Annotated in this window: 25 protein-coding genes and 1 riboswitch; of the genes, 8 read left to right on the top strand and 17 right to left on the bottom strand. The window is 36.2% G+C overall.

Features of this window, described 5'->3' with window-relative positions; genetic code table 11:
- Positions 1-56 precede the first annotated feature (56 nt).
- Positions 57-977, top strand: a complete 921-nt coding sequence (locus BFA01S_RS14200; RefSeq protein ID WP_066231777.1) for a DMT family transporter — start codon at positions 57-59, stop codon at positions 975-977.
- 18 nt (positions 978-995) lie between these two features.
- Entirely contained in the window at positions 996-1,580 is a 585-nt protein-coding gene (locus tag BFA01S_RS14205) for a cysteine dioxygenase (RefSeq protein WP_066231780.1), read from the top strand.
- 96 nt (positions 1,581-1,676) lie between these two features.
- Here BFA01S_RS14205 and BFA01S_RS14210 read toward each other — a convergent pair whose 3' ends face one another.
- Positions 1,677-2,537, bottom strand: a complete 861-nt coding sequence (locus BFA01S_RS14210; RefSeq protein ID WP_066231782.1) for an EamA family transporter — start codon at positions 2,535-2,537, stop codon at positions 1,677-1,679.
- 452 nt (positions 2,538-2,989) lie between these two features.
- On the opposite strand from BFA01S_RS14210, the gene BFA01S_RS14215 reads away from it, so the two are divergent.
- A complete protein-coding gene (locus BFA01S_RS14215; RefSeq protein ID WP_066231784.1) occupies positions 2,990-3,436 on the top strand; it encodes a universal stress protein in 447 nt (148 codons plus the stop codon).
- A 176-nt stretch (positions 3,437-3,612) separates the two neighbouring features.
- On the opposite strand, the gene BFA01S_RS14220 is transcribed toward BFA01S_RS14215, so the two are convergent.
- Complete coding sequence (locus tag BFA01S_RS14220; RefSeq protein WP_066231787.1) at positions 3,613-4,581, bottom strand: NAD(P)-dependent alcohol dehydrogenase; 969 nt, start codon at positions 4,579-4,581, stop codon at positions 3,613-3,615.
- 625 nt (positions 4,582-5,206) lie between these two features.
- Between BFA01S_RS14220 and BFA01S_RS14225 the strand changes: the two genes are divergently transcribed.
- Entirely contained in the window at positions 5,207-5,644 is a 438-nt protein-coding gene (locus tag BFA01S_RS14225) for a VOC family protein (RefSeq protein ID WP_066231790.1), read from the top strand.
- Positions 5,645-6,118: 474 nt separating this feature from the next.
- Positions 6,119-6,202, top strand: a riboswitch (cyclic di-GMP riboswitch).
- A gap of 148 nt (positions 6,203-6,350) precedes the next feature.
- Positions 6,351-6,572: a hypothetical protein gene (locus BFA01S_RS14230; protein ID WP_235843031.1), complete on the top strand. Its 222-nt coding sequence runs from the start codon at positions 6,351-6,353 to the stop codon at positions 6,570-6,572.
- A 689-nt stretch (positions 6,573-7,261) separates the two neighbouring features.
- Here the strand turns inward: BFA01S_RS14230 and BFA01S_RS14235 are convergent.
- From BFA01S_RS14235 to BFA01S_RS14285, 11 genes are all read right to left on the bottom strand, one after another.
- Positions 7,262-7,969: a M48 family metallopeptidase gene (locus BFA01S_RS14235; protein ID WP_066231797.1), complete on the bottom strand. Its 708-nt coding sequence runs from the start codon at positions 7,967-7,969 to the stop codon at positions 7,262-7,264.
- 28 nt (positions 7,970-7,997) lie between these two features.
- On the bottom strand, positions 7,998-8,495 hold the full coding sequence (locus BFA01S_RS14240) for a YehS family protein (RefSeq protein WP_066231801.1): 498 nt from the start codon (positions 8,493-8,495) through the stop codon (positions 7,998-8,000).
- Between the two features lie 324 nt (positions 8,496-8,819).
- On the bottom strand, positions 8,820-10,064 hold the full coding sequence (locus tag BFA01S_RS14245) for an MFS transporter (protein ID WP_066231804.1): 1,245 nt from the start codon (positions 10,062-10,064) through the stop codon (positions 8,820-8,822).
- 636 nt (positions 10,065-10,700) lie between these two features.
- On the bottom strand, positions 10,701-11,660 hold the full coding sequence (locus BFA01S_RS14250; protein WP_066231837.1) for a tRNA dihydrouridine synthase: 960 nt from the start codon (positions 11,658-11,660) through the stop codon (positions 10,701-10,703).
- 451 nt (positions 11,661-12,111) lie between these two features.
- Positions 12,112-13,290 carry an MFS transporter gene (locus BFA01S_RS14255; protein ID WP_066231807.1) on the bottom strand — a complete coding sequence of 393 codons (1,179 nt, stop codon included), beginning with the start codon at positions 13,288-13,290 and terminating at the stop codon, positions 12,112-12,114.
- Between the two features lie 138 nt (positions 13,291-13,428).
- Positions 13,429-14,244: a MerR family transcriptional regulator gene (locus BFA01S_RS14260; RefSeq protein WP_066231809.1), complete on the bottom strand. Its 816-nt coding sequence runs from the start codon at positions 14,242-14,244 to the stop codon at positions 13,429-13,431.
- Positions 14,245-14,600: 356 nt separating this feature from the next.
- Positions 14,601-15,995 (bottom strand): 23S rRNA (uracil(1939)-C(5))-methyltransferase RlmD, encoded by a 1,395-nt coding sequence (rlmD, locus tag BFA01S_RS14265; protein ID WP_066231811.1) that lies wholly within the window; start codon positions 15,993-15,995, stop codon positions 14,601-14,603.
- Positions 15,996-16,010: 15 nt separating this feature from the next.
- Positions 16,011-16,868, bottom strand: a complete 858-nt coding sequence (locus tag BFA01S_RS14270) for a DNA-3-methyladenine glycosylase family protein (protein WP_066231814.1) — start codon at positions 16,866-16,868, stop codon at positions 16,011-16,013.
- A gap of 55 nt (positions 16,869-16,923) precedes the next feature.
- Positions 16,924-17,760, bottom strand: coding sequence for a delta-lactam-biosynthetic de-N-acetylase (gene pdaA / locus BFA01S_RS14275; protein ID WP_082800004.1), 837 nt, complete (start codon positions 17,758-17,760; stop codon positions 16,924-16,926).
- A 176-nt stretch (positions 17,761-17,936) separates the two neighbouring features.
- Entirely contained in the window at positions 17,937-19,478 is a 1,542-nt protein-coding gene (locus BFA01S_RS14280) for a fumarate hydratase (protein WP_066231816.1), read from the bottom strand.
- Positions 19,479-19,594: 116 nt separating this feature from the next.
- Positions 19,595-19,783, bottom strand: coding sequence for an SE1561 family protein (locus BFA01S_RS14285; RefSeq protein WP_066231819.1), 189 nt, complete (start codon positions 19,781-19,783; stop codon positions 19,595-19,597).
- Positions 19,784-19,933: 150 nt separating this feature from the next.
- Here BFA01S_RS14285 and yfkAB point away from each other — a divergent pair, with 150 nt between their 5' ends.
- Positions 19,934-21,046, top strand: a complete 1,113-nt coding sequence (yfkAB, locus tag BFA01S_RS14290) for a radical SAM/CxCxxxxC motif protein YfkAB (RefSeq protein WP_066231822.1) — start codon at positions 19,934-19,936, stop codon at positions 21,044-21,046.
- A 141-nt stretch (positions 21,047-21,187) separates the two neighbouring features.
- Here the strand turns inward: yfkAB and BFA01S_RS14295 are convergent, their stop codons facing one another.
- The 4 genes from BFA01S_RS14295 to BFA01S_RS14310 form a co-directional block, all read right to left on the bottom strand.
- Entirely contained in the window at positions 21,188-21,964 is a 777-nt protein-coding gene (locus BFA01S_RS14295) for a YfkD famly protein (protein WP_066231825.1), read from the bottom strand.
- Between the two features lie 54 nt (positions 21,965-22,018).
- Positions 22,019-22,624 (bottom strand): YczE/YyaS/YitT family protein, encoded by a 606-nt coding sequence (locus BFA01S_RS14300; protein WP_066231827.1) that lies wholly within the window; start codon positions 22,622-22,624, stop codon positions 22,019-22,021.
- Between the two features lie 20 nt (positions 22,625-22,644).
- On the bottom strand, positions 22,645-23,700 hold the full coding sequence (gene cax, locus BFA01S_RS14305; protein ID WP_066231830.1) for a calcium/proton exchanger: 1,056 nt from the start codon (positions 23,698-23,700) through the stop codon (positions 22,645-22,647).
- 321 nt (positions 23,701-24,021) lie between these two features.
- Entirely contained in the window at positions 24,022-24,825 is an 804-nt protein-coding gene (locus BFA01S_RS14310; protein ID WP_235843032.1) for a YihY/virulence factor BrkB family protein, read from the bottom strand.
- A 200-nt stretch (positions 24,826-25,025) separates the two neighbouring features.
- Between BFA01S_RS14310 and BFA01S_RS14315 the strand changes: the two genes are divergently transcribed.
- Together BFA01S_RS14315 and BFA01S_RS22470 are read left to right on the top strand one after the other, a co-directional pair.
- Entirely contained in the window at positions 25,026-25,253 is a 228-nt protein-coding gene (locus BFA01S_RS14315; protein WP_066231835.1) for a DUF1128 domain-containing protein, read from the top strand.
- 60 nt (positions 25,254-25,313) lie between these two features.
- Positions 25,314-25,466 (top strand): hypothetical protein, encoded by a 153-nt coding sequence (locus tag BFA01S_RS22470; protein WP_156483731.1) that lies wholly within the window; start codon positions 25,314-25,316, stop codon positions 25,464-25,466.
- Positions 25,467-25,605: the final 139 nt, after the last annotated feature.

A 25,605-nucleotide genomic window follows, 5' to 3' on the forward strand; every position in this document is an offset into this window, starting at 1 on the left:
TTACTGCCCGTTAAGGCTGGGATAAAATAATAATCTTTCTGCTTGGAGGCATACTCATGACTCAGTTTAAATCTAAATTAACCTCATCGATATATGCGATGATTTCGATCAGCTTTTGGGGGGTTTCCTTTGTATCGACAAAGGCAGTACTCGGAAAGCTTGATCCTTATTCCTTACTCGTTCTTCGCTTTGGAATAGGTTCCTTATTTTTACTGTTTCTTTTACTGATACAGCGCAATAAGCTGATCATCTCTATAAAATACCTCCCGCATTTAATTGTATTAGGCATTCTTGGAGTATTTATTCATCAGGTACTCCAAGCGACAGCACTATTGACGATCGATGCCTCTTCTGCCGGGTGGCTCATTTCTTTTTCTCCCGTCTTTACGGTCATCCTGTCCATACTGTTCTTACATGAAAAGATAACTGTACATAAAGCTTTAGGGATGATACTGGCGATAACCGGAGTGATACTCGTCACAACAGCAGGCAGTAATCAATCCTTTCATTTTGCTGTAAACATAGGCTTCATCCTTATGGTCTTAAGCACCTTGAACTGGGCTGTTTATTCTGTGCTGTTAAAAAGCTTAAACATACCTTACCCCTCTCTTTTAGTAACATTTTATATGTGTTTAACAGGTTTAATTTTTACAACCCCCTTTCTTATCCGAAACAGAGGATGGGAATCCCTTTCTCTCTTAACTCATACAGAATGGGCTCATTTATTGTTTCTTGGTATTTTTGTTTCAGGCATCGGTTATTGGTACTGGGGAAAAGCACTTGAAGGTTTAGAAGCTTCAAAGGTTTCTATGTTCCTATATTTAGAACCTATCGCGACTTTAATTGCGGCTGTTCTACTTTTAAAAGAAAAAGTTTTAATCATAAGTGCTGCTGGCGGAATCATAATTATTATTGGGGTAATTATTGTTAATGGACAGCTTTTACCTATGTTGTTCAGCCTCTTCAGGAAAAAATGACAGTAGGAGGAGCACTTCATGACTTTGACAAATAGGTTAAAGAATGTGTTAGACTGCTTAAAAGCTCCATCTAAAGCCGAATTAAAAGATGCCCTGCTACGGCTTGATATAACACTTGCAGATCTCTCCAATTTACCAAAACCGCTGGAGGGCAAGCCTTACAATCGGGAGCTTCTTTATAAAAGTGAAGAAGTAGAACTGCTCGTGATGAACTGGTCCCAATTAGAATGTGCCCCGCATGATCACGGCAATTCCCATGGCTGGATACAAGTCATCACCGGCACATCTCGTAATTCCGTCTATGAAGTAAAAGGGAACGGTTTGCCTGCTGAATTATTTCATGAATACTACGAAGAGGGGAAATATTTTTATGCTCCCAAAAAGGCAGTCCATAAAATGCAAGCATCCAATCATACAAGTCTGGTCACTCTCCACCTCTATTCACCTCCCATTACCAGAATGATTGTCTATGATTTAGAAAAATGTGCTGCCTGTATCGTATCCGATGACTGTGGGGCATGGTGGCCCGAGGAACAGTATGAGAAGGTAAAAGAGATACGGTTGAGAATGGCTGCCGATGATCAAGAAAATAATAACTTATAGAAGAAAAAAGGAAGCTGATATAAATTGCATCGTCAGCTTCCTTTTTTCCTAATCACATTATGTACTATTCTTCCTCTATTAACCTTAAAATCACAATTATAAAATAAGCAAAATAGTTCCTGCTGTTATGACTATTCCACCTATTATTGTGCTTTTCGCTGCCTTTTCTTTTAGAAGAATAAAGCTTAATAACATCGTAATTACTACACTGAATTTATCAATAGGTGCGACGATTGAAACTTTCCCTATCGCTACAGCAGCAAAATAACATAACCATGATAATCCTGTTGAAATCCCCGATAGAGTTAAAAAAAGATACCCTTTTTTCGAAATCTTTTTCATTTCTTTATGATTCCCTTTGAAAAATACAATGGCCCATGCAAATACAAGAATAACGATCGTCCGTAAAAAAGTAGCTGTGTTTGAATCCACACCTTCCATCCCTATTTTTGCTAATATAGATGTTAATGCCGCAAATACTGCTGCCAAAATAGCATGCAAAATATATAACTGTGAACCTGAGAATCGTTTTTTCTCCTCACTTTTCCCGATCAAAATAAAAGTCCCTACAGCTATAACAGCTCCCCCGGCAATAACAAAAGGTTCTGCCGGCTCCCCTAATACAAGGAAGGATAAAATAATTGTTAATACTACACTGGACTTATCAATTGGTACAACCTTGGAAACATCTCCTGCTGCCAGCGCTTTGAAGAAAAATAACCAAGACAGTCCCGTTGCAAAACCAGAAAATAAAATAAACCATAGTGCATTAGCCGAAATCTCGTTAATAGAATCAAAATTTCCTGTTATGACAACAATAAGAAAAGCCATAATTAGCACAACAACTGTCCGAATCGCTGTCGCTAAGTTAGAATTTATATTTTCCATCCCGATTTTCGCTAAAATAGCTGTAAGGGAAGCAAATACTGCTGCCAATAATGCTAAAGTAATACTCATTTCATTACCTGCTTTTTCTATGTTTAAATTTTTAAAGAATGAAGCTTTGCAATCTTATTAAAAATAAATAATTTCCTATATAAACTATAGTTGACAATGAGAACCATTGTCAAATAAAGCTAATCTATTACCAATAAGGAACAAAATCATGTACTAACAGTACAGTTTACTTTTGTTTTTAATTAAATTTCATTTTAGACCCTTCTTAAATGATCCATTAAAAATTATTTCACATGTATTACCTAATTTATTGAAGGGTCCTTAGTATTGGCGGTAATTAATTTCCTATTGTCTTTATTCATGAAAAAGCCTGGTACTGAGTAATCTAGAGACAAAATCTTAAATGAATAAAACAGTCTTATATAGGGTATAGAATTACTATTAAAATCTTCATTTAGACATCTTTTCAAGATGAAAAACTTTTAAAGAATTTTAGAGGGGAAGAATAGAAAATGATAAATCAATATAAAAGTATTTTAGTAGCTGTAGACGGTTCAAAAGAAGCAGAATACGCATTTCGCAAATCAATTGATATTGTAAAACGTAATAAAGGTTCCCTATTAACTATAGTAAACATAATTGATACTTATTCATACTCAGCTATCGAAGTTTATGACGCTTCCGTTGTGACACAAGTACGCCAACGATCAGAAGAGCTTGTAAATGGCTATAAGATACAAGCTGAGGCTGAAGGGATTGACAACGTAAAAGCAGCTGTTGAACACGGTTCTCCAAAAAATATGATTACTAAAGAGATTGCCAGTTTAGTAGAGGCTGATTTAATTATCTGTGGTGCTACGGGACTAAATGCTGTTGAACGCTTCTTGATGGGCTCTGTATCTGAAGCAATCATACGTTCAGCTAAATGTGATGTTTTAGTCGTCCGTACGCCTGAATAATATAGTGGAAGTTATGCTTACTTCTTATAATTTAGATTAGCAGTCTTCGAAGTTCCCATAAAAAATAGACTTTTTTCTAAAAAACAGAGGCTGTCATAAAAGATCAATTTTATTCGATCTTTTGGACAGCCTCTAATTTAGTAAGTACCTATATTTAAGTAAAAGAGGTGTACATTTCACATAGTAATAATAACTTTTCCCTGAGCATGCCCTTCTTCAAAATATCTGAAAGCTTCAGGAACTTCATCTAACTTATAACACCTATCAATAACAGGTTTCACTTTGCCCGCTTCAAGAAGCTCTTTCATAAAAAGCAGATCTTCTTGATTTGCTCTTTGCAGAAGACTCCTCATTTTTTTACTCCCAGTCATTGAAATCCAAGGTCCCAAAAATATCGTCTGGAACAGTTGAGCCTCAGCACCTCCCACGTGAACAAAAGTTCCGTTAGAGCTTAGTACGCGCTTATAAGCTGGAATCGTATGATGGCCGTTCACAGCAAGTATCAGATCATAGCACTCGTCTTTTTTAGTGAAATCTTCCTTCGTATAATCAATGGCATGATCCGCACCAATCGATCGCAAAATGTCTAAGTTTCTCGTACTGCATACACCGGTTACTTCAGCACCGAATGATTTAGCAATCTGTACAGCGAAAGCCCCGACTCCACCAGAGGCGCCATTAATTAAAACCTTTTGCCCCGAAAGAATTCCTCCCTTATCCCGCAGACCCTGCAAAGCGGTAACTGCCGCCATCGGTACAGCTGCAGCTTCCTCAAAGGACACATTCGCTGGTTTTATTGCTAATGCATTTTCGGGAACAGATACATATTCAGCAAAAGCTCCCCAGCCACATCCAGATAAATCTCCGAACACTTCATCACCCGGCTTAAAGAGCTTAACGTTCTTACCTACTGCTTCAACCTGACCTGCTATATCTCCCCCTGGTATCTTATACTTTGGTTTTAAAAGTCCGAACACTAACCGGGCTAAATACGGCTTTCCTTTCAAAAGCACCAGGTTACCATAATTAACAGATGCTGCATGAATTTTCACCAGTACTTGATTATCTTCAGGAACAGGTTTTGCAACTTCTTTTAATTCAAGGACATCCGGTGAACCATAGTTAGTATAAGTAATAGCCTTCATAAATTCCTCCTAATTTAATTTGATTTAACCCCTTTATTTCATCATTAAGTAATAAGCATTACTAAAAAATGAAAATGATCATTCTCTCAAAATATAAAAATGATTAACATCCAAGTTCACCAATAACAATCCGTTCGATTTTTGAGTATAGTAGAAGCGGATTTATTCAAAAATTATTTCTAAAATTACTTATGTATATTACTGCTTTAATAAAGGAAATTCCTGCATCAGCTTAAAATAATAACTGCTTAACATGCAACTCAGTTTCCCATCATCTATAATCAAATGAAACTAAGTTCACATTGACCGAGTTAATTCCTCTTTCTATGTTTGAATTTCTAAATAGATGGAGCCTTATATCCATTGGAAAATAAACAAATCTTCCTTTAAATAAGTTTTTTGAATAATGTTCTTCTATCAGCTGATTATGTTAAGTAATAATAAAGTTGTTTAATTTACAATAAAGTCCTTTAAAAAATAATAAAGTTGTTTAAAAATCCTTCTTTAACTAAATGGCAGGTTTGTTGAAGAAAGATATTTTCTGTTTTAAGCGAATTAGAATTTCAAACAAACCTTACAACGAATACAGGTATTGAAAATAACAGGAATATAGGAGGTATGAGATATGAAGATCAATAGAATAGATCATGTGAGTATAAACGTAAATGATCTTTCAGAGGCTAAAGCGTTTTTTCTTGATTTAGGACTTAAAGTGCAAGCGGAATGGGAATTGGATGGAGAACAGTTGGACAGAATAGTTGGGCTTAATGATGTTAAAACGGCATGTGTAGGATTGGGGATGCCAGATGGTCAGGCATGGATAGAGCTAGTCAAATTTTATACGCCGTCAGATGAAAAAGCTATTCAGCAATCTTTTGCAAATACGCTGGGTATCCGACATATTTGCTTTGCTGTTGAAGATATTGAAGCTATTGTTGCAAAATTGAAAAAGAAAGGCACCGAAATCTTTAGTGAGATACAGCAATATGAAGAAAGTTATAAGTTATGCTACGTTCGTGGTCCAGAGGGAATTATTTTAGAGTTGGCGGAGAAAATCAGATAAATATTGAATGGGATTTTAAATGATTTGACCTCCAACTTTAAAGATTTCTTCTTAAACTATCGGGTGCTTTTGCTGAAGAAGGAACAAAAAATGATCAAAGCTTTTTATAAAAAATCAATGAATTTAACATAAAAAGAACATGTTTTGATTAATCTTTTTTCAAAACATGTTCTTTTCTTTTGTTCGTTTATCAAGATTAATAACATTGTTTCAATTAAACTTTATTTCAAAGCTACATTTAAGTTTCTTAACTTACCTTAATTTTATCAATAATCTTTTTTGTTAATATTCAATTCAGTATGTCTCTAATTGCTAGGTTAAAGGTAATTTTCAGACATCACTTTTCAAATGGACTTTAGTATCATTTTATTTATACTTTTAATGAGTAAAAACTACTATTTCTGTTAAAACGTATTGGAAAATGACGAATTTTATTGAAAATTACCATACTAAAGTTTTATTATAAAAGTATCAGTTTGATAAAGGCAAACTTATTGAAAGATAAGGACGCAAAGCCACGAGTCTAAGGTGATTAGCTATGATAGTCGGGTTACCAAATGATTGGATACTGTTACCTATGATAGAATAGCCTTTATCATACAAGTCCACCAATCTTTTTGGTGGGCTTTTTTTGAGATAGTTTTGGCGAAGCCTAACTATCGAGTAAATGAAAAAAAATAAAAAAGGGGTGGAATGTTAATTGACTGTGTTATTTGGTACCGTTGAATACTTTGAAAGAGAAATTTACAACTATCTGAATGAGAATCAATTAAAAAAAATAAGTGAAGATTCTCTATATGTCATTACTTCACAACTAAAGAAAGAAATTTTATATGATTTTGTTTGTGATGAAAGAATTCGGTTAGAATGTTTAGAAAATCTTAAATATGCAATTAGTATGATGTCACAAAGTAAGGAAGCGATCTGAGTTAGGAGATTTTTGAATAATCACACTTAAACTATAGCGTGCTTTAGCTGAATAAGATTTAAACAACTTTATTATTGATTTTTAAGCACGAGCATATTTAAATGAACAGAAATTAAACAACTTTATTATTATCTAACAGATTATTCGTTCCTTAACTGACTCAACTTCTTCATTCTTTCTCTTTATTAATATGCTCACATTTCATTTTCCATTATAAAGATAATCATCATTCGGAAATGAGATTGTTTTTCAATCTATTGGTAATTCTGAAAAGGTGGCACATTCAAATATGAATTATACAAGTATAATTTAGATTCAAAAGAGGAAAAACAGCTTATCCATCTTGGTGAACATGCAGGTGATCCTGTCATAAGTGCAGACGGAGAAACGATTTACTTTATGTTAGATGAAAATTTCGCAAACGGTCGTCCTGTTTACCACTTATACAAAATGGATATTAAAGGAGATCAGATGAGAGAAATTATACTTTCTAATAGATGAAAGATGAATAGAAAACTTATTCTTATAATTTAAACGATAGAAGAATTGTAAAATACATTTCTAAAAAAAGGCATGGACTCTTTAAATAAGTCCATGCCTTTGTGATATTTTAGACACCTTAATAGCATCCCATGTTCCTAATAAAGTGTCTAATGCAGTTATTTAGATTTTATACCTCATAACATCTTCTATACAGTCATTTTCCAGCTTGATAAGGCCAGCCAGTTTTCCTTTTCCTTATAGTCAGGCATTATTTTCCCTACAAGACGCCAGAAGGATCGGTCGTGATTCATATGAACCATATGGCACATTTCGTGAACGACTACATAATCGATTACCTCGCGTGGTGCCATCGCCAGTCTCCAATTGAATGTAAGCTGCTTTTTCGAATCACAAGTTCCCCATGTCGTTTTGCTGTCTGATATACGAATAGAACGTGGCTTTGTTTTGAAATTACTTTGGTAAAAGGATATGCCATCCTCCACCAAAGCCTTACACTGCTGATAATAAAATCGTTTTAAAGCTTGTTTTATTTTTTCACGGTCAGGCTGTTTTACATATATATGCAGCTTTTCATCTTTAAACAGGGCATGCTCCTGCGCTATATTTATATCCTGAAAAATTTGGATAGGATAATTGTTTCCTAAATAAAGAAAACTTCCACCGTCCTCATAGGCCTTTTCCTGCGGTCCAAGCAGTCTATCATTCATTTCTTTTAGTTTTTGCTGAATAATACCCCAATTCTCCTCTACTACCTGAACGACTCTTTCATCAGATGTCCTTTTCGGAGCCTGGACTTCAATATTTCCATAACTATCTATTGTCATACCTATAGAGGTACGATTTTTGTACTTGATCTCAAAACGTATTGTCTCACCTAAGTAAGTATGTATCATGTCATCACCCGAAAAATTCTTTAAGGTATCATCCTCTGTATTTGAAAGCCAGCCCTTTTAAGAAATTCCTGGCATATTTATCTCCACATTCTTTATAATTTTTATGCCCTTCTTTTCTCAATAAAGCACCGAGCTCTCCTTTTGTAACCGTAATTCCTGCTTCTTCGAATATATCCAGCATATCCTCAGCAGTTAATGCTAACGCTATTTTCACTTTCTTTAACAGAATATTGTTAACGTTGGCACCCTTATTTACAGGCGTTTCCTGTACATTAGGCTGGCCTGGTTTTGGCTCTTGTTTCCCTCTTTTATAAATAATAAAACCATTTAAAAATGAGTCCAACATACTGTTATTACACTTTATTTGATCCTCATTTTCAATGTCATCTTCATCCGATTTTGTGAGAATCTTTATTACTTCCGGCACAGTTACATCTACACCGCCAAGTTTAAATATTTCTGCCATTTCCTTATTCTTTATTTCCATTGCATATCTCAATCGAATTAATATATCGTTATTATCCATAATAGACCTCCTGTATTTTAAAATTTGTACCTGTCCTCTGCCCTAATACAACTACCGGTGATTTAATTAATCTAATACTGCTTTCACCGCAGCTTCTTCATGACTGAAATACTGAAAACAGATAAAAAATGATAGATGTAGTAATTGTTCACTTTACATCGTAAATCCACTAATGTAAATCCACTAATGTAAATCCTTAGATAAAAAAACTAATAAAAGATGCAGATATCTTTACCAACCCGCTTCACTCTCCAGTTATTCCCAAACAATCCCTATCCGGAATGGATAAGATATGACGATGGATAACTCCCCCGTTTCATTAAACTACAATTCTTTTAATACAGGTTTTCCCGCTTCATTTAGTACTTTGCTTCGGCTCAAGAAGATAGTTAGTATTATAATGAATACTCCAGTTCCTACTAGCAACCATTCAATTTCCATGACATCTGCAATCGGACCGAATATAAGCATTCCAATCGGCATCATGGAAGTAGATATCATTCCCATTACTCCAAAAACCCTTCCTAAATACTCTTCTTTTACTTTTTCCTGCAATAAAACTGTAGTTGGCGTATTAAAAATCGGCATGGCTATTCCGAATAAAGCCATGAAAACTAAGTAAATCCAAAAAACTGGAACTATACCAAGTGCGAATGTACAAATCCCCATAATAAGACTTGCAAAGGCACACGTTTTAATTTTATTTTGAAAGCCTCCCCAGGAAGCGATAATTCCTCCACCTGCCATCATACCGATCGAGAAGGCAATTTCAATTGCAGTTAGTTTCCATATCTCATCACCAAAGCTACGCGTAACCTGCAACGGTGTCAAAAAGGCTGCAGGAGCCATCAATACAAAGAAAAAGGCAAAAAACAGGAAGAATTTTTTCAAAAAGGCATGGTTATTCACATATTCTAACCCTTGTTTAAAGTCACTAAAATAACTTGTTTTTTGTTTTTCCATTGCCTTCTCATGTACAGAGATTTTTAAAAAGGCAAGCAATGTTACAATTGCAATCGCTGCAGTAATAACGTCAATAAAAAATATAGTTTCAAGCGGAGCCATTGCTAACAGAGCTGCACTGACCATTGGAGATACGAACATAATAACAGCTTGAATACTTCCATTTATTCCGTTTACCTTCGTTAGTTTATCCTTCGGAACAATTTGGGGTAAAATAGCACCGACAGCCGGCGTTTGAATTCCTGTTCCAAGGGCACGAACCGCCGCTATTACAAAAAGCAGCCAAATCGCATCAAATCCCATTAAAAAGAGAATTGCAAGAATTAATGTAGCAACTGCGATGAGCCCGTCTGCTAAAATAATCAGTATTTTTCGATTATAGCGATCTGCCCAAACCCCTGCAACTGGTGACAAAATAAAAGTTGGAATAAAACCGCAAATAATATACAGCGTCATCATCATTCCTGACTCTGTTGTTAGTGTAATATGCCACATAATCGCATATTGAACTAAAGATGATCCAAAGAGTGATATTGTCTGACCTCCAAAAAACAGAGCAATATTCTTTTTCCAGTCCCTAATTATATGTTCTTTTGTTTGTGTCAAATCATACACATCCTTTACTTTTATTTCTTTTTTATGTGTAAAAAAACACAGGTGATCTGCCTGTGTTAAAGTAAATGGACGAAAATATTGGAAGGGAACTGAAAAAAAAGCTTCATTAAAACCTCATTTCACCAATCAGAAGCCCCGCCTTGAAAAAGAAGATAAGCACATATAATAGTCCTAATACTTAAAATCTCTAACAAAAACACTGAGAAGGCTTAAGGTATAAGAAAAGTGCTCTTCCTATATAATTCAAATCTATTTTTAAAGACAGCAAAAAAGAGGGTCGAATCGTCCTTCCCCCCCCTTTTTTGCACATATACACGTAAAATAAAGGTTTCCTTAAAAATAGGCAGACCAATCCCATTTACTCTGCACAACAGGCAGAGCCTTGAACGTATTCAATTAACGGTTCAAAGTTAGGAATCGAAGTCTTATAGATGCCATAATAAGAAAAACCTCCATTTCTTTAAAGTTGTAATTATTATATCATGCTGGAAATGTATTTGTATAGAACAAATCTTTAACTTATAACTGCTCTGAGTAGTGTCCAAATTCATTAGGGAGCTAAATAGAATACATGCTGGCTATTATTCCCTTAGGAAATTGTTCTTCCCTTTTTTCTTGACCTCACTATTATTCTTTTCCAAAGTTATCAAGTAATGCACGCACTTCATCTGTTGATTTCGTGTTCATTAATTGATTTCTTAATTCACTAGCTCCATGAAATCCTTTAACATAAATTTTGAAAAAGCGATGAAGCGCTGTGATTGAACGTGGCAGTACTTCCGCATACTGATCTTGAAGATCAAGCTGAAGTCTTAAAAGATCGAGGTATTCTTTACTGCTATGCTCTTTTGGCTCTTTTTCAAACGCAAAAGGATTTTTAAAAATACCTCGCCCGATCATAACACCATCAATACCATATTGTTCAGCAAGCTGCAGTCCAGTTTGACGGTCAGGAATGTCTCCATTGATTGTTAGTAGTGTATTTGGTGCGATACGGTCACGTAATTTTTTGATTTCCGGAATTAGCTCCCAATGCGCATCTACTTTGCTCATTTCCTCTCTTGTACGTAAATGAATAGAAAGGTTCACAATATCCTGTTTTAAAATATGCGTTAGCCACTCCTCCCACTCATTTACATCCTTATAGCCAAGTCGTGTTTTTACACTAACAGGCAGTCCTCCCGCTTTTGCTGCCTGAATAAGTTCCGCCGCAACGTCCGGACGCAGAATAAGGCCACTACCTTTCCCTCTCGATGCCACATTCGGTACAGGGCAGCCCATATTAATATCGATGCCTTTAAATCCTAGCTCTGCCATGCCAATACTCATTTGACGGAAATATTCGGGATTATCCCCCCAAATATGTGCCACCATTGGTTGTTCATCTTCTGTAAAAATCAAACGGCCACGCACACTTTTCATGCCCTCCGGATGACAATAGCTATCCGAGTTTGTAAACTCTGTGAAAAACACATCAGGTCTGCCTGCTTCACTCACTACATGGCGAAAAACAACATCCGTCACATCTTCCATTGGTGCCAGTATAAAAAAAGGTCGTGGTAAATCACGCCAGAAATTATCTATCATGTTCAAATTCAAATCCTCTCATTATGGGATGCCAAGCCAAACCCTTATCCCAAAATTAAAAAGCAAAATGTCCCTGCTTCTTTTATACTTATACCATGCTTAAGCACTTTTTATCAAACTGCAAAAATGTTTATCTTCATGAAATCAAGGTTTGCATCGGAAATGTCTATTTTAACTTCATAATCTCTGTACAACCAAAATATCTGGTGTTAAAATCCACCCTATCAACTAGCATTCCACTATTCGAGTTAAAATAAAGTTTTGATAAAAAAACCGAAAAGAAAATTGGAAGAACACTGAATTGACAAGGGGTTAACAGGGAAAAGACCCCGAAATTAAAAAAGTATTTTTACGAGATCAGGATCGGACTTTTAGTTAGACATTTTCAGTTCCAAATTCGTCACGACTTCCACATATGTGGTCAAAAGATAGTTGAAATAGACGATAGTTTCTAACATTTTCCCATCAATGTCTTACTACTAGAGATTTGTTCAAAAGCAACTAACATTAAGGTCATTAGTAAAGCGAGAACAACAGTGCCGGCACTGACCCAACTAAGATTCAATACAGATGTGCCACTTATCACAAGACCTCCTAATCCCGAACCTAGGGCGAATCCAAATTGAATAAATGAAGTGTTCACACTTAAGGCGATATCAGGAGATTTTGGTACCAACGTAACTAAATATAGTTGCTGGGCTGGAGAAGTACTCCACGTAGCTATCATCCAAATCATGATAACGGCAATAATGCCAACTAGATTTCCTCCGATTATTGCTAGTAAAATCAACATGAGTATTTGTAATATTAATCCAGTAAAAATCGTAAACTTTGGACCTTTTTTATCCGCAGCTATCCCTCCAATGCTAGAGCCGATGAAGCTACAGATTCCCGCAAGTAATAAAATACCACTAATTTCTGCAATTGTGAGATTTGCTGAAGCTTGTAAGAATGGTGTTAAATAGGTGAATAATGTGGAATAGCTACCTACATAAAATAACGTCACTGCAACTGCGAACACAATTCTTTTATCTTTTAATATGGATAATTGCATACCAATCGTAACTGGTTCTTGTTCCTTAATAGTAGGAACACTTCTATAAACAACGAGGAGTGGAATAATTGTTATCAAACCAATTAATACGAATAATGCCTTCCATCCCATGATCTCACTGAGAAATGTGCCAAGTGGTACTCCAAAAACTAAGGAGCTACTTAAACCCATTAAAATGATCCCAATAGCACTTCCTCTTTTTTCATTCTCAACAAGGCGAGTAGCAACAGCCATTGCTACGACAATAGCAATCCCACCACTTAATCCTTGCAAAATTCGTGTGAAAAGAACCATTTCAAAAGAATGACTAAAAAAAGTGATAAAATTACTCAAAATGAAAATGATAAGCATCGATAACAATAATTTTTTGCGGTCAAAATTAATGGTGAGGGCAATGACAATAGGTGCACCAATAGCCGCTGAAAGTGCGAATGAAGTGACCAATAACCCAGCAACAGATGTAGATACGCTTAAGTCAGTTGCTACCATTTGAATGATACCTGTGATGATATATTCAATCGTTCCTATTAAAAAGGCTGCTAGGGCAAGCAAATAGATGACTGTTTTATTTTTCATCGAAACATTTCTCCTTCGTACAACAAATGATGTTTTTATCAAAATAAACGAGCAGTAAAACTCTCATCCAAAAATTAAATGCAGTTTATCCGATTTAGAATTTGTGAAATGAACCACAAATTCATTGGAAATTTCACTTCATAGTTCAATCGGGATTTGAATTTCAATTAATCTATCTTCTTGATTTTCAGACAATGGTAAATAAATTTCTCTACCCGGTTGATCTTCTTTCACTCGATATCCATTTTTTTCTATCCATGTCGCCAAATCAATACAAGCAGTTTGTGCAAAAGTTGATTTTGAACGAAATAGTAGCGTAGCCATCGTTGTTTCAGCTGGTAAAGAACGTATATATAACTCCTTTGGAAGAGATGCAATTTCACCTTTGACAGAATACCCCACTTCAAATTCAAAATCACTTTCTTTTTCAGCTGATTCCCTCCATAGCACAGTTTGAGGTTCAGTTATCAATTCTCGATTATATTTTTCTAACAAATGATTAAGTGTCTGAAAGAGAAAGGGAATCTCTTCTACTGATCCGTAAGAATGAAAAGAAATGAGTCGCTCACTTTCAACTGTTTTTATAATAACCTCCTGCTCCCTTTCAGCACTCCCTTCCCGTCCGATTAACTGCATACGTTCTTTAATACGGACTAATTTTTCTTGTTCTTTCTCCAGCAACTGTTGAATTTCGCTCTCTTTCAACTTAAACATACCCTGAATCTGGTCTAAAGAAATTTCTTCATGAAGGAGCTGAGCTATTTGTTTTAAGGTAAAACCTAATTCTTTGTATAAAAAGATTCGATTTACTTCAAGAAGTTGCTCTGCTGAATAATATCGATACCCTGTATCTCGATCCGTTTTCCGGGGCTTTAATAGCTCAATTTGGTCATAATATCGTAACGTTTTTACGGGAACTTTACTTAACATAGAAAAATCACCTATTTTAAACATCTTAAATCCTCCATTTTGTTTATTTGATCAAAGTATAAACCCTTTAGTAAGGGGGAAAGTCAAATGATTTTTTGAAAAAGTTTCGAATAACTATTTATAAATGACAATACTACAGAACTAAATTGCAATGTGAATGAAAAATAGACGCTTATTTTCGTGAACGTCTAAAAATTAAAAAAGGCACTATTTTGAATAGCACCTTTTCAAACCTCATTATTCTGTTGTGTTCCCACACTCTAGGTCGATAAATACTGAAACATTGAGGTGGTTCCTTAACTCCTTATTTCTAATTTTATCACCTTTTGATACAAACACTACATGCTTGTAAAAGTGCTTAAAATTAAGGATTTTCAGCCTTATTGTCTTTGTAGCAACGCTATAGCCTCGACGTGCGCAGTATGTGGAAACATATCAACTGGCTGCACATACTCCACCTTAAATTCCTTCGATAAATACTCTAAATCTTTCGCAAGCGTAGATGGATTACATGAAACATATACAAACTTCTTCGGCTTTGCTTTTCTTACTGCATCTAATAAATTACGGTCACAGCCTGTTCTTGGCGGGTCGACAACGATGACGTCTGGTCGCCAGCCTTCTTTAATCCATTTCGGGAGCCAGTGTTCAGCTGTTCCTGTGACGTATTTTGCATTTTTCAGACCGTGTTTTTGGGCGTTTTTGTTTGCGTCTTCGATTGCTTCTTTGATCGTGTCCATTCCTCTTAATTCGCTTGCGCCTTTTGCAAGCCATAGTCCGATTGTGCCGACTCCACAGTAAGCATCGACTACTTTTTCTTTTCCTGTCAGCCCGGCTGCTTTTTTTACTTCATCATACAGTTTTACTGTTTGCAGCGGGTTTAGCTGGAAGAACGCTCTCGCTGAAAGCTCAAAGCTGACATCTCCTAAAGTTTCCTGGATGACTTCTTCTCCCTCAAGATGGATTGTTTCTTCACCAAAGATAAGTGATGTTTTATTGCCGTTTACATTTTGAACGATCGACTTCACTTCTGGGAGACGCTTTTTAATTTCCTCGATAACCAAGTCTTTATTCGGAATTTCTTTTCGTGCTGTAATAAGGACGACTTGCACTTCACCAGACTCAAAGCCGACACGGGTAACAATCGTTCTTACAATTCCTTTTCTTTTTCTTTCATCATAGACAGATATATTAAATTTTTGAAGAATCTTCTTCACTTCTTCTGTCACTTTATTCGTTGCCGGATGCTGAACCATACAGTTTTCGATCGGGATAAGTCTGTGAGAGTTTAATCCGTAAAGCCCTGCGATTATTTTGCTATTTTGCAGTCCGACCTGGAACTGACTTTTATTCCGGTAATTCCACGGGTCTTCCATACCGATCGTTTCTCTTATGTCAAGCTTATTAATATTGAATTTCGTATGGCGCTCCAATGACTGAATGACAATGTCACGCTTTTCCTTTAATTGCTGTTCGTATGCTAAATGCTGTAATTGGCAGCCCCCGCATTGTTCATAAATCGGGCAAGGTGCTTTTACTCTAAATGGAGATTGCTTGCGGATTTTCTTTATTTTCCCTTCTGAAAATCTCGGCTCAACCTTTGTTGCCTCGACGACCACTTCTTCACCAGGCAGTGCACCTTTTACAAAAACCACCTGCTTTTTGAAATAGCCGACACCTTCACCATTAATACCGAGACGTTTTATCGTCAGCGGAAATGTTTGTCCTTCTGTCAGCTTTACTCCGCTCGTTTGCGTTTTCTTTTTCTGTTCCATGTTTAACGCTCCATTCTACTCAATGCTCCGCCATAAGTATAATGATGCATAGCTTAAATATGGTGACCATTTTTCACTAAGTGCATCCATTTCCTCTTTTGCCGGCTTATTTTCTAATTTAAAAAATCGTTTCATTGCATTTTGTAACCCTATATCTGATGTTGGAAAAAGATTTGGACGGCCGAGTCCGAACAATAATACATTTTGTACTGTCCAAGCACCTATTCCACGCACTTTTATTAAGTTTTCCAACACTTCTTCATTTGTCATTGTTTCTAATTGTTCTAAGTTTATCTCATTTTCAGCAATTTTCCTTGCTGTATCAATAATATATTCCGCTTTTCTCCTGCTGAATTGCAGTTCGGTTAATTGTTCATATTCCAGCTTAGCGACTGTGTCAGCTGACGGATAGAATGGAACTCCATCTATCTCAAATCCAAATGTTCTTACAAATCTCTCCGTCAGTACATAGGCAAATTTAATATTCAGCTGCTGGTGGATAAAGCATTTCATTAAACAATTATACACATGAAAGTCTAAAACTAATGGTGTTCCTTCATGTTCTTCAAATAATTTCGCTAAATTCGTCCGCTCAAAATGGTTATGTATAACGGATAATGGAACATTCCAACCGAAAATTCTGCTCACTTCGCTTAAAGCAGTATACTTTTGGTTCTCATCTTCTCCGGTTATCATAAACTGTCGCCCAATTGCTTTCACTTCCACAACAAATGGCTGTTTACTTTCATCATATAGTGGAACTTTCACTTCACGATTGTATAAATCAACAACATTCAAAGGATCAAGTGACATTCTTTCAAGAACACGGTCAAAATTATAGGGTGTCTCTACTTCTATTTTTCGCATCCACATTCGCTCAATGCACCCCTTTTCTCTATTATAACACGATTAAAAAAACCCTTTGAAATCAAAGGGAGTAAAGATAAGGGTGATCAAACATTCTCTCCATCATTAAATCATCAAGACTTTTAAAAACATAACCCTGCTTCTGTAAATCGGTAATTGCTTTATCAAGTGCTTCTGCATTATCTCTTGAAACGGTATGAAGCAGTAAGATAGAGCCAGGATGGATTTGTCTCATAATATTATCATATGAATATTTCCATCCTCTTTGTGCATCTGTTTTCCAGTCAATAAAAGCGAGTGACCAGAATACATTTTGATATCCTAATTTATCTGAAAGGTTCAGTACCCGCTCACTAAAAATTCCGCGAGGCGGCCGTAAATATTGCATCCCTTTTTGTCCAGTCAATTCTTCTACTTTCAGACGAACAGATTCCAGTTCTTCCTTTAATCTTTCATCACTTACTTGTGTTAAATCTGGATGATGCCATGAATGGTTGCCGACAATATGTCCTTCCTTTACCATCCTTTTTACTAAATCAGCATCCGTTTTTAAATAATGTCCCGTCACAAAAAATGTTGCAGGGACTTTTCTTTTCTTTAATACATCAAGTACTTTTGCGGTATATCCATTTTCATAACCATTATCAAATGTTAAATAAATATCTTTTTTCTCTGTGTTCCCGATATAAAAGGAATTATATTTTGACAATAATTCATTCAGTTCTTTTCCTGCATCTGCCGGTTCATGATTCGTACTTTTTTTAAATCCCCAATGAATCGGCTTATTTGACCCATAAGCATGTGCGGTTGGTGCTAAACATGTAAATAAAAAAAGCGCAACGATAAAAGCTGAAATTTTCCTCACGAAATTTCTCTCCTTTATATAGTATCTACTCATTAGTTTCCTTTCAGAGAGCTTTTCGATACGAGGAAAAAATAGTAAAGGCCCCTTTATGGAAATCCAGTAAATTTGAGAATTTGATGATGGGGCCTTTCAGCTAAAATCAATTTATATAGAACATTAAGGACTTATCGGACAGTTCCTTTATTTGTATTGGCTTAAGTTAATTCTTCTTACTTAAATACCGGATCTTTGAATTGTGCGAGCTTTTCTAATGATGATTTATCAACATCGGCGTGTAGGCTGTTTCCGTGTGAATCCATTGTTACAACAGCTGTGAATCCTTCTACTTTTAAATGCCACATTGCTTCAGGAATTCCGAATTGCATGAGATCGACACCTTCGACCGATTTAATACAGTCCGCATAGTACTGGGCTGCACCTCCGATTGCATTTAAGTACACTCCGCCATGTTCTTTTAATGCCTGCAATGTTTTCGGTCCCATTCCGCCTTTACCGATAACAGCACGGATGCCGAATCTTTTCATAATATCTCCTTGATACGGCTCCTCACGAATACTTGTCGTCGGTCCCGCTGCTTTTACATGCCATTTTCCGTCCTCATCTTTCAGCATAACAGGGCCGCAGTGATAAATAATCTGTCCATTTAAATCAATTGGAGTATCATTATCAGATAAATATTTATGAATAGCGTCACGACCTGTATACATCATTCCATTAATCTTTACAACATCTCCAACTTTTAAATCACGGATTTTTTCCTCTGTGATCGGTGCTTCTAAAACAACTTCTCTCGTTGAAGTCTCCTCTTCATGAGAAGCTGCCGTTTGTTCTTCAGCAGTGAACTCGATTTTCTCGCCGTCCTGATAAAACCAGTCTGTAATCGCTCCGTTTTCAGCATTTATTTTCACACCGAGGCGGCGGTATGCCCAGCAATTATAAGCAACAGAAACGAAGAAGCTCGCAGGGATACGATTAATAACACCGATTTTACAGCCAAGCAATGTTGTTTCACCACCAAACCCCATCGTGCCTATTCCAAGTTCATTTGCTTTTTCTACAATATAATCTTCAAGCTGGCGAAGATCTTCATTTTCATTTATATCATCTACATGTCGGAACAATTGCTCTTTTGCAAGCTCATAGCCGGACGTTCTGTCCCCGCCAATGCCAACACCGATAAATCCAGCACTGCAGCCCTGCCCTTGTGCTTGGTAAACTGAATGCAGGATACATTTACGAACACCGTCTAAATCACGACCTGCACGTCCTAATCCTTCCAGTTCACATGGCAGGCTGTATTGAATGTTTTTATTTTCACAGCCACCGCCTTTTAAAATAAGTCTTACATCTATATAGTCCTTTTCCCATTGTTCAAATTTAATAACCGGTGTCCCTTCCCCTAAGTTATCGCCGCTGTTATCTCCTGTTAAGGAATCAACAGAGTTTGGTCGAAGCTTCCCGTCTTTCGTTGCCTTTGCAATCGCTTTTTGAATGTCTTTCTTCATTTCGATCTGATTCGCTCCGACGGGAACTTTTAATTTAAATGTCGGAAGGCCTGTATCTTGGCAGATCGGTGATACATGCTCATCCGCCATCTTAATATTATTTGTAATGGTTGCGAGTGACATTGCCGATCTTGTACCAGCACTTTCTTTCAGCTTTGCCTCTGCAATGGCTCTCCGTACATCCTTTGGCAAGTTTGTTGAAGTTTCCACGATTAACTCATACATACTTTCAAAAAAATTATTCATCTCGCACTCCCCTTTAGATTGAGCTCTTTCTCTTTATATTCATTATACTAGCCTGTTTCGATGTTTCAATTGTCAATCCGATATGCAAAGAAAAAAAGCAGTGAAATCCTCACTGCTCATTCGTCCCAATCTTTTTTAAATCTCTCATATTTTCCTTCCAAATCATCAAGCATTCCTATTAAACGGTCGATATCTTCCAGTTCTGTTGATTCAGGGTCCATTGAATCAATTACTTCCAAAAACATGTTTAAACGCGTTTTTAAATACGTTATTTGTGAATCTTTATCATTTGTTGCTTTTCCCATATTATTTACTCATTCCTTTCATATGCATTATTTTACATGAGCTTTCTTTAGTATGACAACATGATCGTTCATGTTAAAATGGTCTTTATGAAGAAAAAGCGACTTATAATTACGATATAGTTTCTTCTTATTAGAAAAGGAGCCTGGAAAATGATTGCTGTAAAAAAACCGATTACCCCGTCCTTTGATCCTTGGGAAGCATATTTAGATATGGAACAGTACGGGAAAATGACTTTAACAAATGTTGAGTTTACGACAACAACACTTTGTAATATGCGCTGTGCCCATTGTGCGGTAGGCTATACATTACAGCCAAAAGACCCGAATGCACTTCCACTTGACTTGTTATTAAAACGGCTTGATGAAGTGCCGACATTGCGCTCTTTAAGCATCACTGGCGGAGAGCCGATGCTATCATTAAAATCTGTTGAAAACTATGTTGTTCCTCTTTTAAAGTATGCCCATGAACGCGGCATTCGGACACAGATAAATTCGAATTTAACATTAGATATAACACGTTATGAAAAAATCATCCCTTATCTCGATGTGTTACACATTTCCCATAACTGGGGTACGATAGATGAGTTCGTTGAAACAGGGTTTGCGATGATGGATCGTAAGCCGACATATGAACAGCGTGCTAAATTATTTGAACGGATGATTGAAAACAGCCGTATTTTAGCTGATTCAGGAATAATTGTTGCCGCTGAGACGATGTTGAATAAGAAAACTCTTCCTTATATGGAACATATCCACAAGCAAATTATTCATGAAATGAAATGCCAGCGTCATGAAGTCCATCCGATGTATCCTAGTGATTTTGCGAGTGCTCTTGAGACACTTTCACTGAAAGAAATCCGTGATGCTATTCATCATCTTTTAGATATTCGTGATGAAAATGTATGGATGCTTTTTGGGACACTGCCTTTTTATGCATGTAGTGATTTAGAAGAAGACCAGAAGTTAATTGAACGGCTTAGAGAAAGTAAAAATGTCACAGTCCGTAATGATCCTGACGGAAGATCAAGATTGAACGTTAACATTTTTGACGGTGAAATTATCGTCACAGATTTCGGTGATGCACCTAGCTTAGGAAATATAAAAACAGATACTTTACATTCGGCTTTTGAGAAATGGAATAATTCTACGCTTGCAAAACAAATTAATTGTCATTGTCCAGCTGTAAAATGTTTAGGACCGAATATTCTTGTCAAGAATAGTTATTATCCGAATGTAGACTTTACAACTCGTGAGTCGAAATAGAAAATGTCCCAAAAGGGTAAAGAGCAACCCTTTTGGGACATTTTTGCTGAAAGGCCCTGTTATGAAAATCCAGTAAAATCAAGGATTTGGCGACAGGGCCTTTCAGCTTTTAAATTAAAAAATCGAGCCATTGGCCCGATTTTAACGTGGACGATCTGATATACTAAAGCGAAATGAGACATGATCCTGAATTGGAATCCATGCTCCGATTCCTTGGGATGTTACATTTTTAACGATAATTTTCTGCTTATTCCCTCTTAAAACAAGATACACTTCTCCATATGTTACCTTCCCTTTTTCATTTATAGCAGGTGCGTATGCATATAGGTATCCCATCTTTTTCGGTGGGATATTATATACATGATCCTGTTTCGTTCCTGCACCGACAATCGTATCAAAAGATAACGGGAGATTTGTCTTTTTCATCGCTTTTAGAAGCATCATCTTCTTCACATGTTCTGCTTCCGGAATTTTTGCGGTAAGCCCGCCTGTAACTCTTTTTTGCGCTTCCTGCCGGTAGAAATTTTGAATCTGCCTTTCTCCACCACGATTATCTGTTACATTCGTATTAATTTTTTCATATTCCCAATTCGCAGCTGTTCTACCCGATTCGTAATTTAAAGCCCAATGCCCTAAAAAAACAGTTGCCCGGTAACCGACAGCAACGGGTGAACCTGATACGGATGATTCATTTAAAAGCCTGATTAAATCAGGATTTTCAATTGGAACATTAGCACTTTCTACAAGCTGTTGTGCCAGTTCACTTGGCTGTAAATAAGGCAGATCCTGAGTAGGATTCGGATATGTATTTTCTTTTGAAATATCCTTTACACCACTAGGTATTTTTGCCTCAACAGAAACAGCACTGGAATAGCCGACTAATAATAGTAAAACAAGAGAAATGAGTACTTTTTTCATTCTCTATACTCCTTTCAAACGCTTTACTATTATTATTTTCTTACCTGAATACATTTATCCAAAGTTTTTCTTAGTGAATAAAGTTTCAAAGGAAGCGTTGCATAACTGAATAAGCGGGCCGACTGTAAGAGCGATTATAATAGTGCCGATACCAATCGGTCCATGTAAGAGAAATGCTATTAATAAAGCACTTAATTCTCCAATCAGCCTGCTCTTCATCAAGCTGAAATGAAATCTTTCGTGCAGTGACAGCATTAAGTTATCGATTGGATTAACGGGAAATTCAGCCTGCAAATACATAGCTACACCCATAGCAAGCATAAATATTCCAAAAGATAATATAACAAATTTAGTTGCCAGTGAGTCCGGGATTAGTTCATCAAATACTTGAAGCATCCAAAAATCAATCGAAAAACCGATAAGAACAAATGTAATAGCAGCGAGAAATTTCGGTCTTCCTTTAACGATGATGGCATTGACAAATAACAGCACAACTCCAACAATGATGACCCATTTTCCGATCGTTAATCCGAAAGTATTCTCTAAACCGACATTTAAAGCATCCCAAGCGCCAACCCCGAGATCTGCCTTAATCGTTAATGCAACACCTAACCCCATAATAAAGATGCCAACTAAGTAGAAAAACAGTCTCTGCTTCATACACTATTCCTTTCTAACATTTACAATAGGTAGAAACCGATACCCATAATAATGTAAGCAGCTAATAATGTGGCTCCTTCAAACCAGTTCGTATCCCCGTCATTTGTAATAGATATCGTTAATAAGACAGCTGTTACCATGGAAACTAGTTCCGGCAATGTGAAAACAAGCGGCATTTGTGTCGGAAACGTAAGGGAAATAAGAACAAGTAAAGGAGCAACAAACATCGCAATTTGTAATGTCGACCCAACGGCTATCTCTACTGCAATATTCATTTTATTTTTATAAGCCATAATGATTGCTGAAGCATGTTCAGCAGCATTTCCGACAATTGCAACGATAATAACCCCGATAAATAGTTCACTCCAGCCGAATTGATGTGCCACTGTCTCAAATGTGTGAACTAAATTTTCCGATACATATGCAACTGCCACCGTTGCGAGCAAAAGAACAATAATAGCAACTTTCGCTGACCATTCCGGTGTTTCATGATCTTCTACCTCATCGGTATTATGCTTGTATACACCGCGGTGTGTTATTAATTTAAAGAGAAGAGTTGCTAAATAAAGAACAATTAAAATAATTGAAATCCCAATACTTAACGAAAGTGTTTTCTGTTCATCCATCGTTATAGCAAATACTTCTGGGATAACAAATGCAACGATAACAGCAAACATTAATAAACCGGAATTATGTCTTGCATCATACACATTAAATTCCTGACGCTTATACTTTAGTCCCCCCACAAAAAAGCTTAGACCGGCAACTAATAGTAAGTTCCCAAGTACAGAACCAGTTAAAGAAGCCAGAACAACACCTATAAGACCTTCTTTCAATGCAAAAATAGAAATGATTAATTCAACAGCATTACCGAAAGTGGCATTAAGCAGTCCGCCTATCCTTGGCCCTGCGACAATAGCGAGACTTTCCGTTGCCCGTCCCATGTATGCTGCTAATCCAATAATCGTTATACAATAAACACCAAACATAATAGCAGACGGCCAATGCATGAAACTTCCAATAATAGAAAGCGGCAATCCTAAAGCAACAACAATAAAAAATAATTTATTAAACATCGTAAATAACACCTGCCTATTAAATAAATATTACTGCACCATATTTTTTACTACCCGTAGAAAATATATTTCAATAAAAAATATTTTATTTTTTTCAATCTAAATAATATGTAGCCTTTAAAAAGAACAGGAAAAGGCTGAATCATCTTTCAGCCTTTTTAAAATGTTTTAGTGATAGCCGTTTTGTCCGTTTTGGCTGCCGCTTGTTTTATTTTTTGGTTTACTTTTTGAGTTTTGCTTGTTTTTATTTCCACCTTTATTCGTCATAACTATCCCTCCTATCCTTATTAGTGTGTACCGTTTCTTTCATTTTCATCATAATTAATAAATGGAATTCTCTTTTCTCTTATGCAATAATCCATTTATTTCTCCACCAAGAACGATGATCATTCCTGAAATATAAAACCAGATCATAAGGATAATAATTCCTCCTAGGCTCCCATATGTACCGCTGTAATTAGAAAAATTACTCACATAAAAAGAGAACGCAAGAGATACGATAATCCAGCCTACAGTCGCAAATAAAGAGCCTGGCAGCACATACTTTATTTGCAGCCTCTTATTTGGTGCAATAAAGTATAAAGCAGAAAATACGATGAATAAAATCAGTCCGCTCAGCAGCCATCTGATCGCATTCCAAATAGATAAAAATTCATCTGATAATCCATAAGTCGCTGAGATAAATAAACCTATTTGTTTCCCGAATACAGGAAGAAGCAAAGCAACTAAGATAACAAAGACCATGGCGATCGTTAATACAACTGCCATACCGCGAGCAACTAAAAATGACCTGTTTTCCTCCACATCATACGCACGGTTCAAAGCACGAACGATTGCGTTTATCCCATTGGAAGCAGACCAGAGCGTCGCTATAATACCAAACGATAAGAGACCACCATTTTGCTTCGATAAAATCTGGTTTAATGTCGTTTCAATTAAAACCATCGATTCTTTAGGCGCATACTGTGTAATCGTTGCTAAAACATCAGCCTCAGAAAGCGGCAAATAGGCTAATAATGTAATTAAAAAAATAAGAAAGGGAAACAATGATAATAGAAAGTAATAAGCTAGCTCAGCTGACAATCTGGAAAGCTCATCCTCTTTAAAACGGTTATATAAATCCATTAATAATGTCCATGTTTTATTATTTGACACAAAGCTTACTCCTCTCCATTTCATTTACTTACTTAGTTTAATTCCCCAAATCTATAATTATTAACAAGAAATTTAATATTTTTTGATTAATTTAATAGTGTTAAAAAAATAATGGTACAATATAGATATTAGAGTGAAAATGAAAGGCTATTCGGAAAGGAAGATATAAAATGAACTTAGCAGAGAAATCAGCTGAAAATGCTGAATATATGATTGAACAAATTAAAGAGAGATTAAATGTCATCAATTTCGATGCAATTAAACCATCCCATTTTGATGAAGAAATGTATGAAGAGCTTAAAGATATTTATGACCATGTCATGAAAAGAACTACATTCAGTCCTAATGAAATGCAGGCAATTGTTGAAGAGCTCGGTAATCTTCGCAAAGAAAAATAATTTATAATCTTCTTTCTCTCCCTTTATGAGCATATACATGTCGCAAAGGGGGAGTTTTTTATGATTAGTCTATGGTTAGCAACGATGGTTATATTCGGTTTCCTTTTAATAACAATCATCTTCATCTATTATGGATTAAAAAGTGTATTAAATTCGAAAGATTCACACAAAATTGATCCCATTCCTGAAAATATTGATGACAAGAAAAAGTAGCTCTGTATCTTTTCAGGGCTACTTTTTTAGATTTTATCCCAGCCTTAACGGGCAGTAGGACTCCCCCCTCAAGATTGTAGCTAAACGAGGAAGATAGGTGGGAGATCAACTGCCCATAAAGGTCCGAAAAATAGAACAC

This window comes from Metabacillus fastidiosus NBRC 101226 (assembly GCF_001591625.1).
GTDB classification, from domain to species: Bacteria; Bacillota; Bacilli; order Bacillales; family Bacillaceae; genus Metabacillus; species Metabacillus fastidiosus.

What these genes read in the sequence shown, in the direction of transcription:
- BFA01S_RS22470 (WP_156483731.1), top strand. Translation starts at nt 25,314, where the DNA reads ATGATTAGTCTATGGTTAGCAACGATGGTTATATTCGGTTTCCTTTTA.
- BFA01S_RS14210 (WP_066231782.1), bottom strand. Translation starts at nt 2,537, where the DNA reads ATGAGTATTACTTTAGCATTATTGGCAGCAGTATTTGCTTCCCTTACA.
- BFA01S_RS14315 (WP_066231835.1), top strand. Translation starts at nt 25,026, where the DNA reads ATGAACTTAGCAGAGAAATCAGCTGAAAATGCTGAATATATGATTGAA.
- BFA01S_RS14260 (WP_066231809.1), bottom strand. Translation starts at nt 14,244, where the DNA reads ATGTTTAAAATAGGTGATTTTTCTATGTTAAGTAAAGTTCCCGTAAAA.
- BFA01S_RS14285 (WP_066231819.1), bottom strand. Translation starts at nt 19,783, where the DNA reads ATGGGAAAAGCAACAAATGATAAAGATTCACAAATAACGTATTTAAAA.
- BFA01S_RS14205 (WP_066231780.1), top strand. Translation starts at nt 996, where the DNA reads ATGACTTTGACAAATAGGTTAAAGAATGTGTTAGACTGCTTAAAAGCT.
- rlmD (WP_066231811.1), bottom strand. Translation starts at nt 15,995, where the DNA reads ATGGAACAGAAAAAGAAAACGCAAACGAGCGGAGTAAAGCTGACAGAA.
- pdaA (WP_082800004.1), bottom strand. Translation starts at nt 17,760, where the DNA reads ATGAGTAGATACTATATAAAGGAGAGAAATTTCGTGAGGAAAATTTCA.
- BFA01S_RS14225 (WP_066231790.1), top strand. Translation starts at nt 5,207, where the DNA reads ATGAAGATCAATAGAATAGATCATGTGAGTATAAACGTAAATGATCTT.
- BFA01S_RS14300 (WP_066231827.1), bottom strand. Translation starts at nt 22,624, where the DNA reads ATGAAGCAGAGACTGTTTTTCTACTTAGTTGGCATCTTTATTATGGGG.
- cax (WP_066231830.1), bottom strand. Translation starts at nt 23,700, where the DNA reads ATGTTTAATAAATTATTTTTTATTGTTGTTGCTTTAGGATTGCCGCTT.
- BFA01S_RS14215 (WP_066231784.1), top strand. Translation starts at nt 2,990, where the DNA reads ATGATAAATCAATATAAAAGTATTTTAGTAGCTGTAGACGGTTCAAAA.
- yfkAB (WP_066231822.1), top strand. Translation starts at nt 19,934, where the DNA reads ATGATTGCTGTAAAAAAACCGATTACCCCGTCCTTTGATCCTTGGGAA.
- BFA01S_RS14280 (WP_066231816.1), bottom strand. Translation starts at nt 19,478, where the DNA reads ATGAATAATTTTTTTGAAAGTATGTATGAGTTAATCGTGGAAACTTCA.
- BFA01S_RS14295 (WP_066231825.1), bottom strand. Translation starts at nt 21,964, where the DNA reads ATGAAAAAAGTACTCATTTCTCTTGTTTTACTATTATTAGTCGGCTAT.
- BFA01S_RS14270 (WP_066231814.1), bottom strand. Translation starts at nt 16,868, where the DNA reads ATGTGGATGCGAAAAATAGAAGTAGAGACACCCTATAATTTTGACCGT.
- BFA01S_RS14310 (WP_235843032.1), bottom strand. Translation starts at nt 24,825, where the DNA reads ATGGATTTATATAACCGTTTTAAAGAGGATGAGCTTTCCAGATTGTCA.
- BFA01S_RS14235 (WP_066231797.1), bottom strand. Translation starts at nt 7,969, where the DNA reads ATGATACATACTTACTTAGGTGAGACAATACGTTTTGAGATCAAGTAC.
- BFA01S_RS14220 (WP_066231787.1), bottom strand. Translation starts at nt 4,581, where the DNA reads ATGAAGGCTATTACTTATACTAACTATGGTTCACCGGATGTCCTTGAA.
- BFA01S_RS14200 (WP_066231777.1), top strand. Translation starts at nt 57, where the DNA reads ATGACTCAGTTTAAATCTAAATTAACCTCATCGATATATGCGATGATT.
- BFA01S_RS14250 (WP_066231837.1), bottom strand. Translation starts at nt 11,660, where the DNA reads ATGATAGATAATTTCTGGCGTGATTTACCACGACCTTTTTTTATACTG.
- BFA01S_RS14240 (WP_066231801.1), bottom strand. Translation starts at nt 8,495, where the DNA reads ATGGATAATAACGATATATTAATTCGATTGAGATATGCAATGGAAATA.
- BFA01S_RS14255 (WP_066231807.1), bottom strand. Translation starts at nt 13,290, where the DNA reads ATGAAAAATAAAACAGTCATCTATTTGCTTGCCCTAGCAGCCTTTTTA.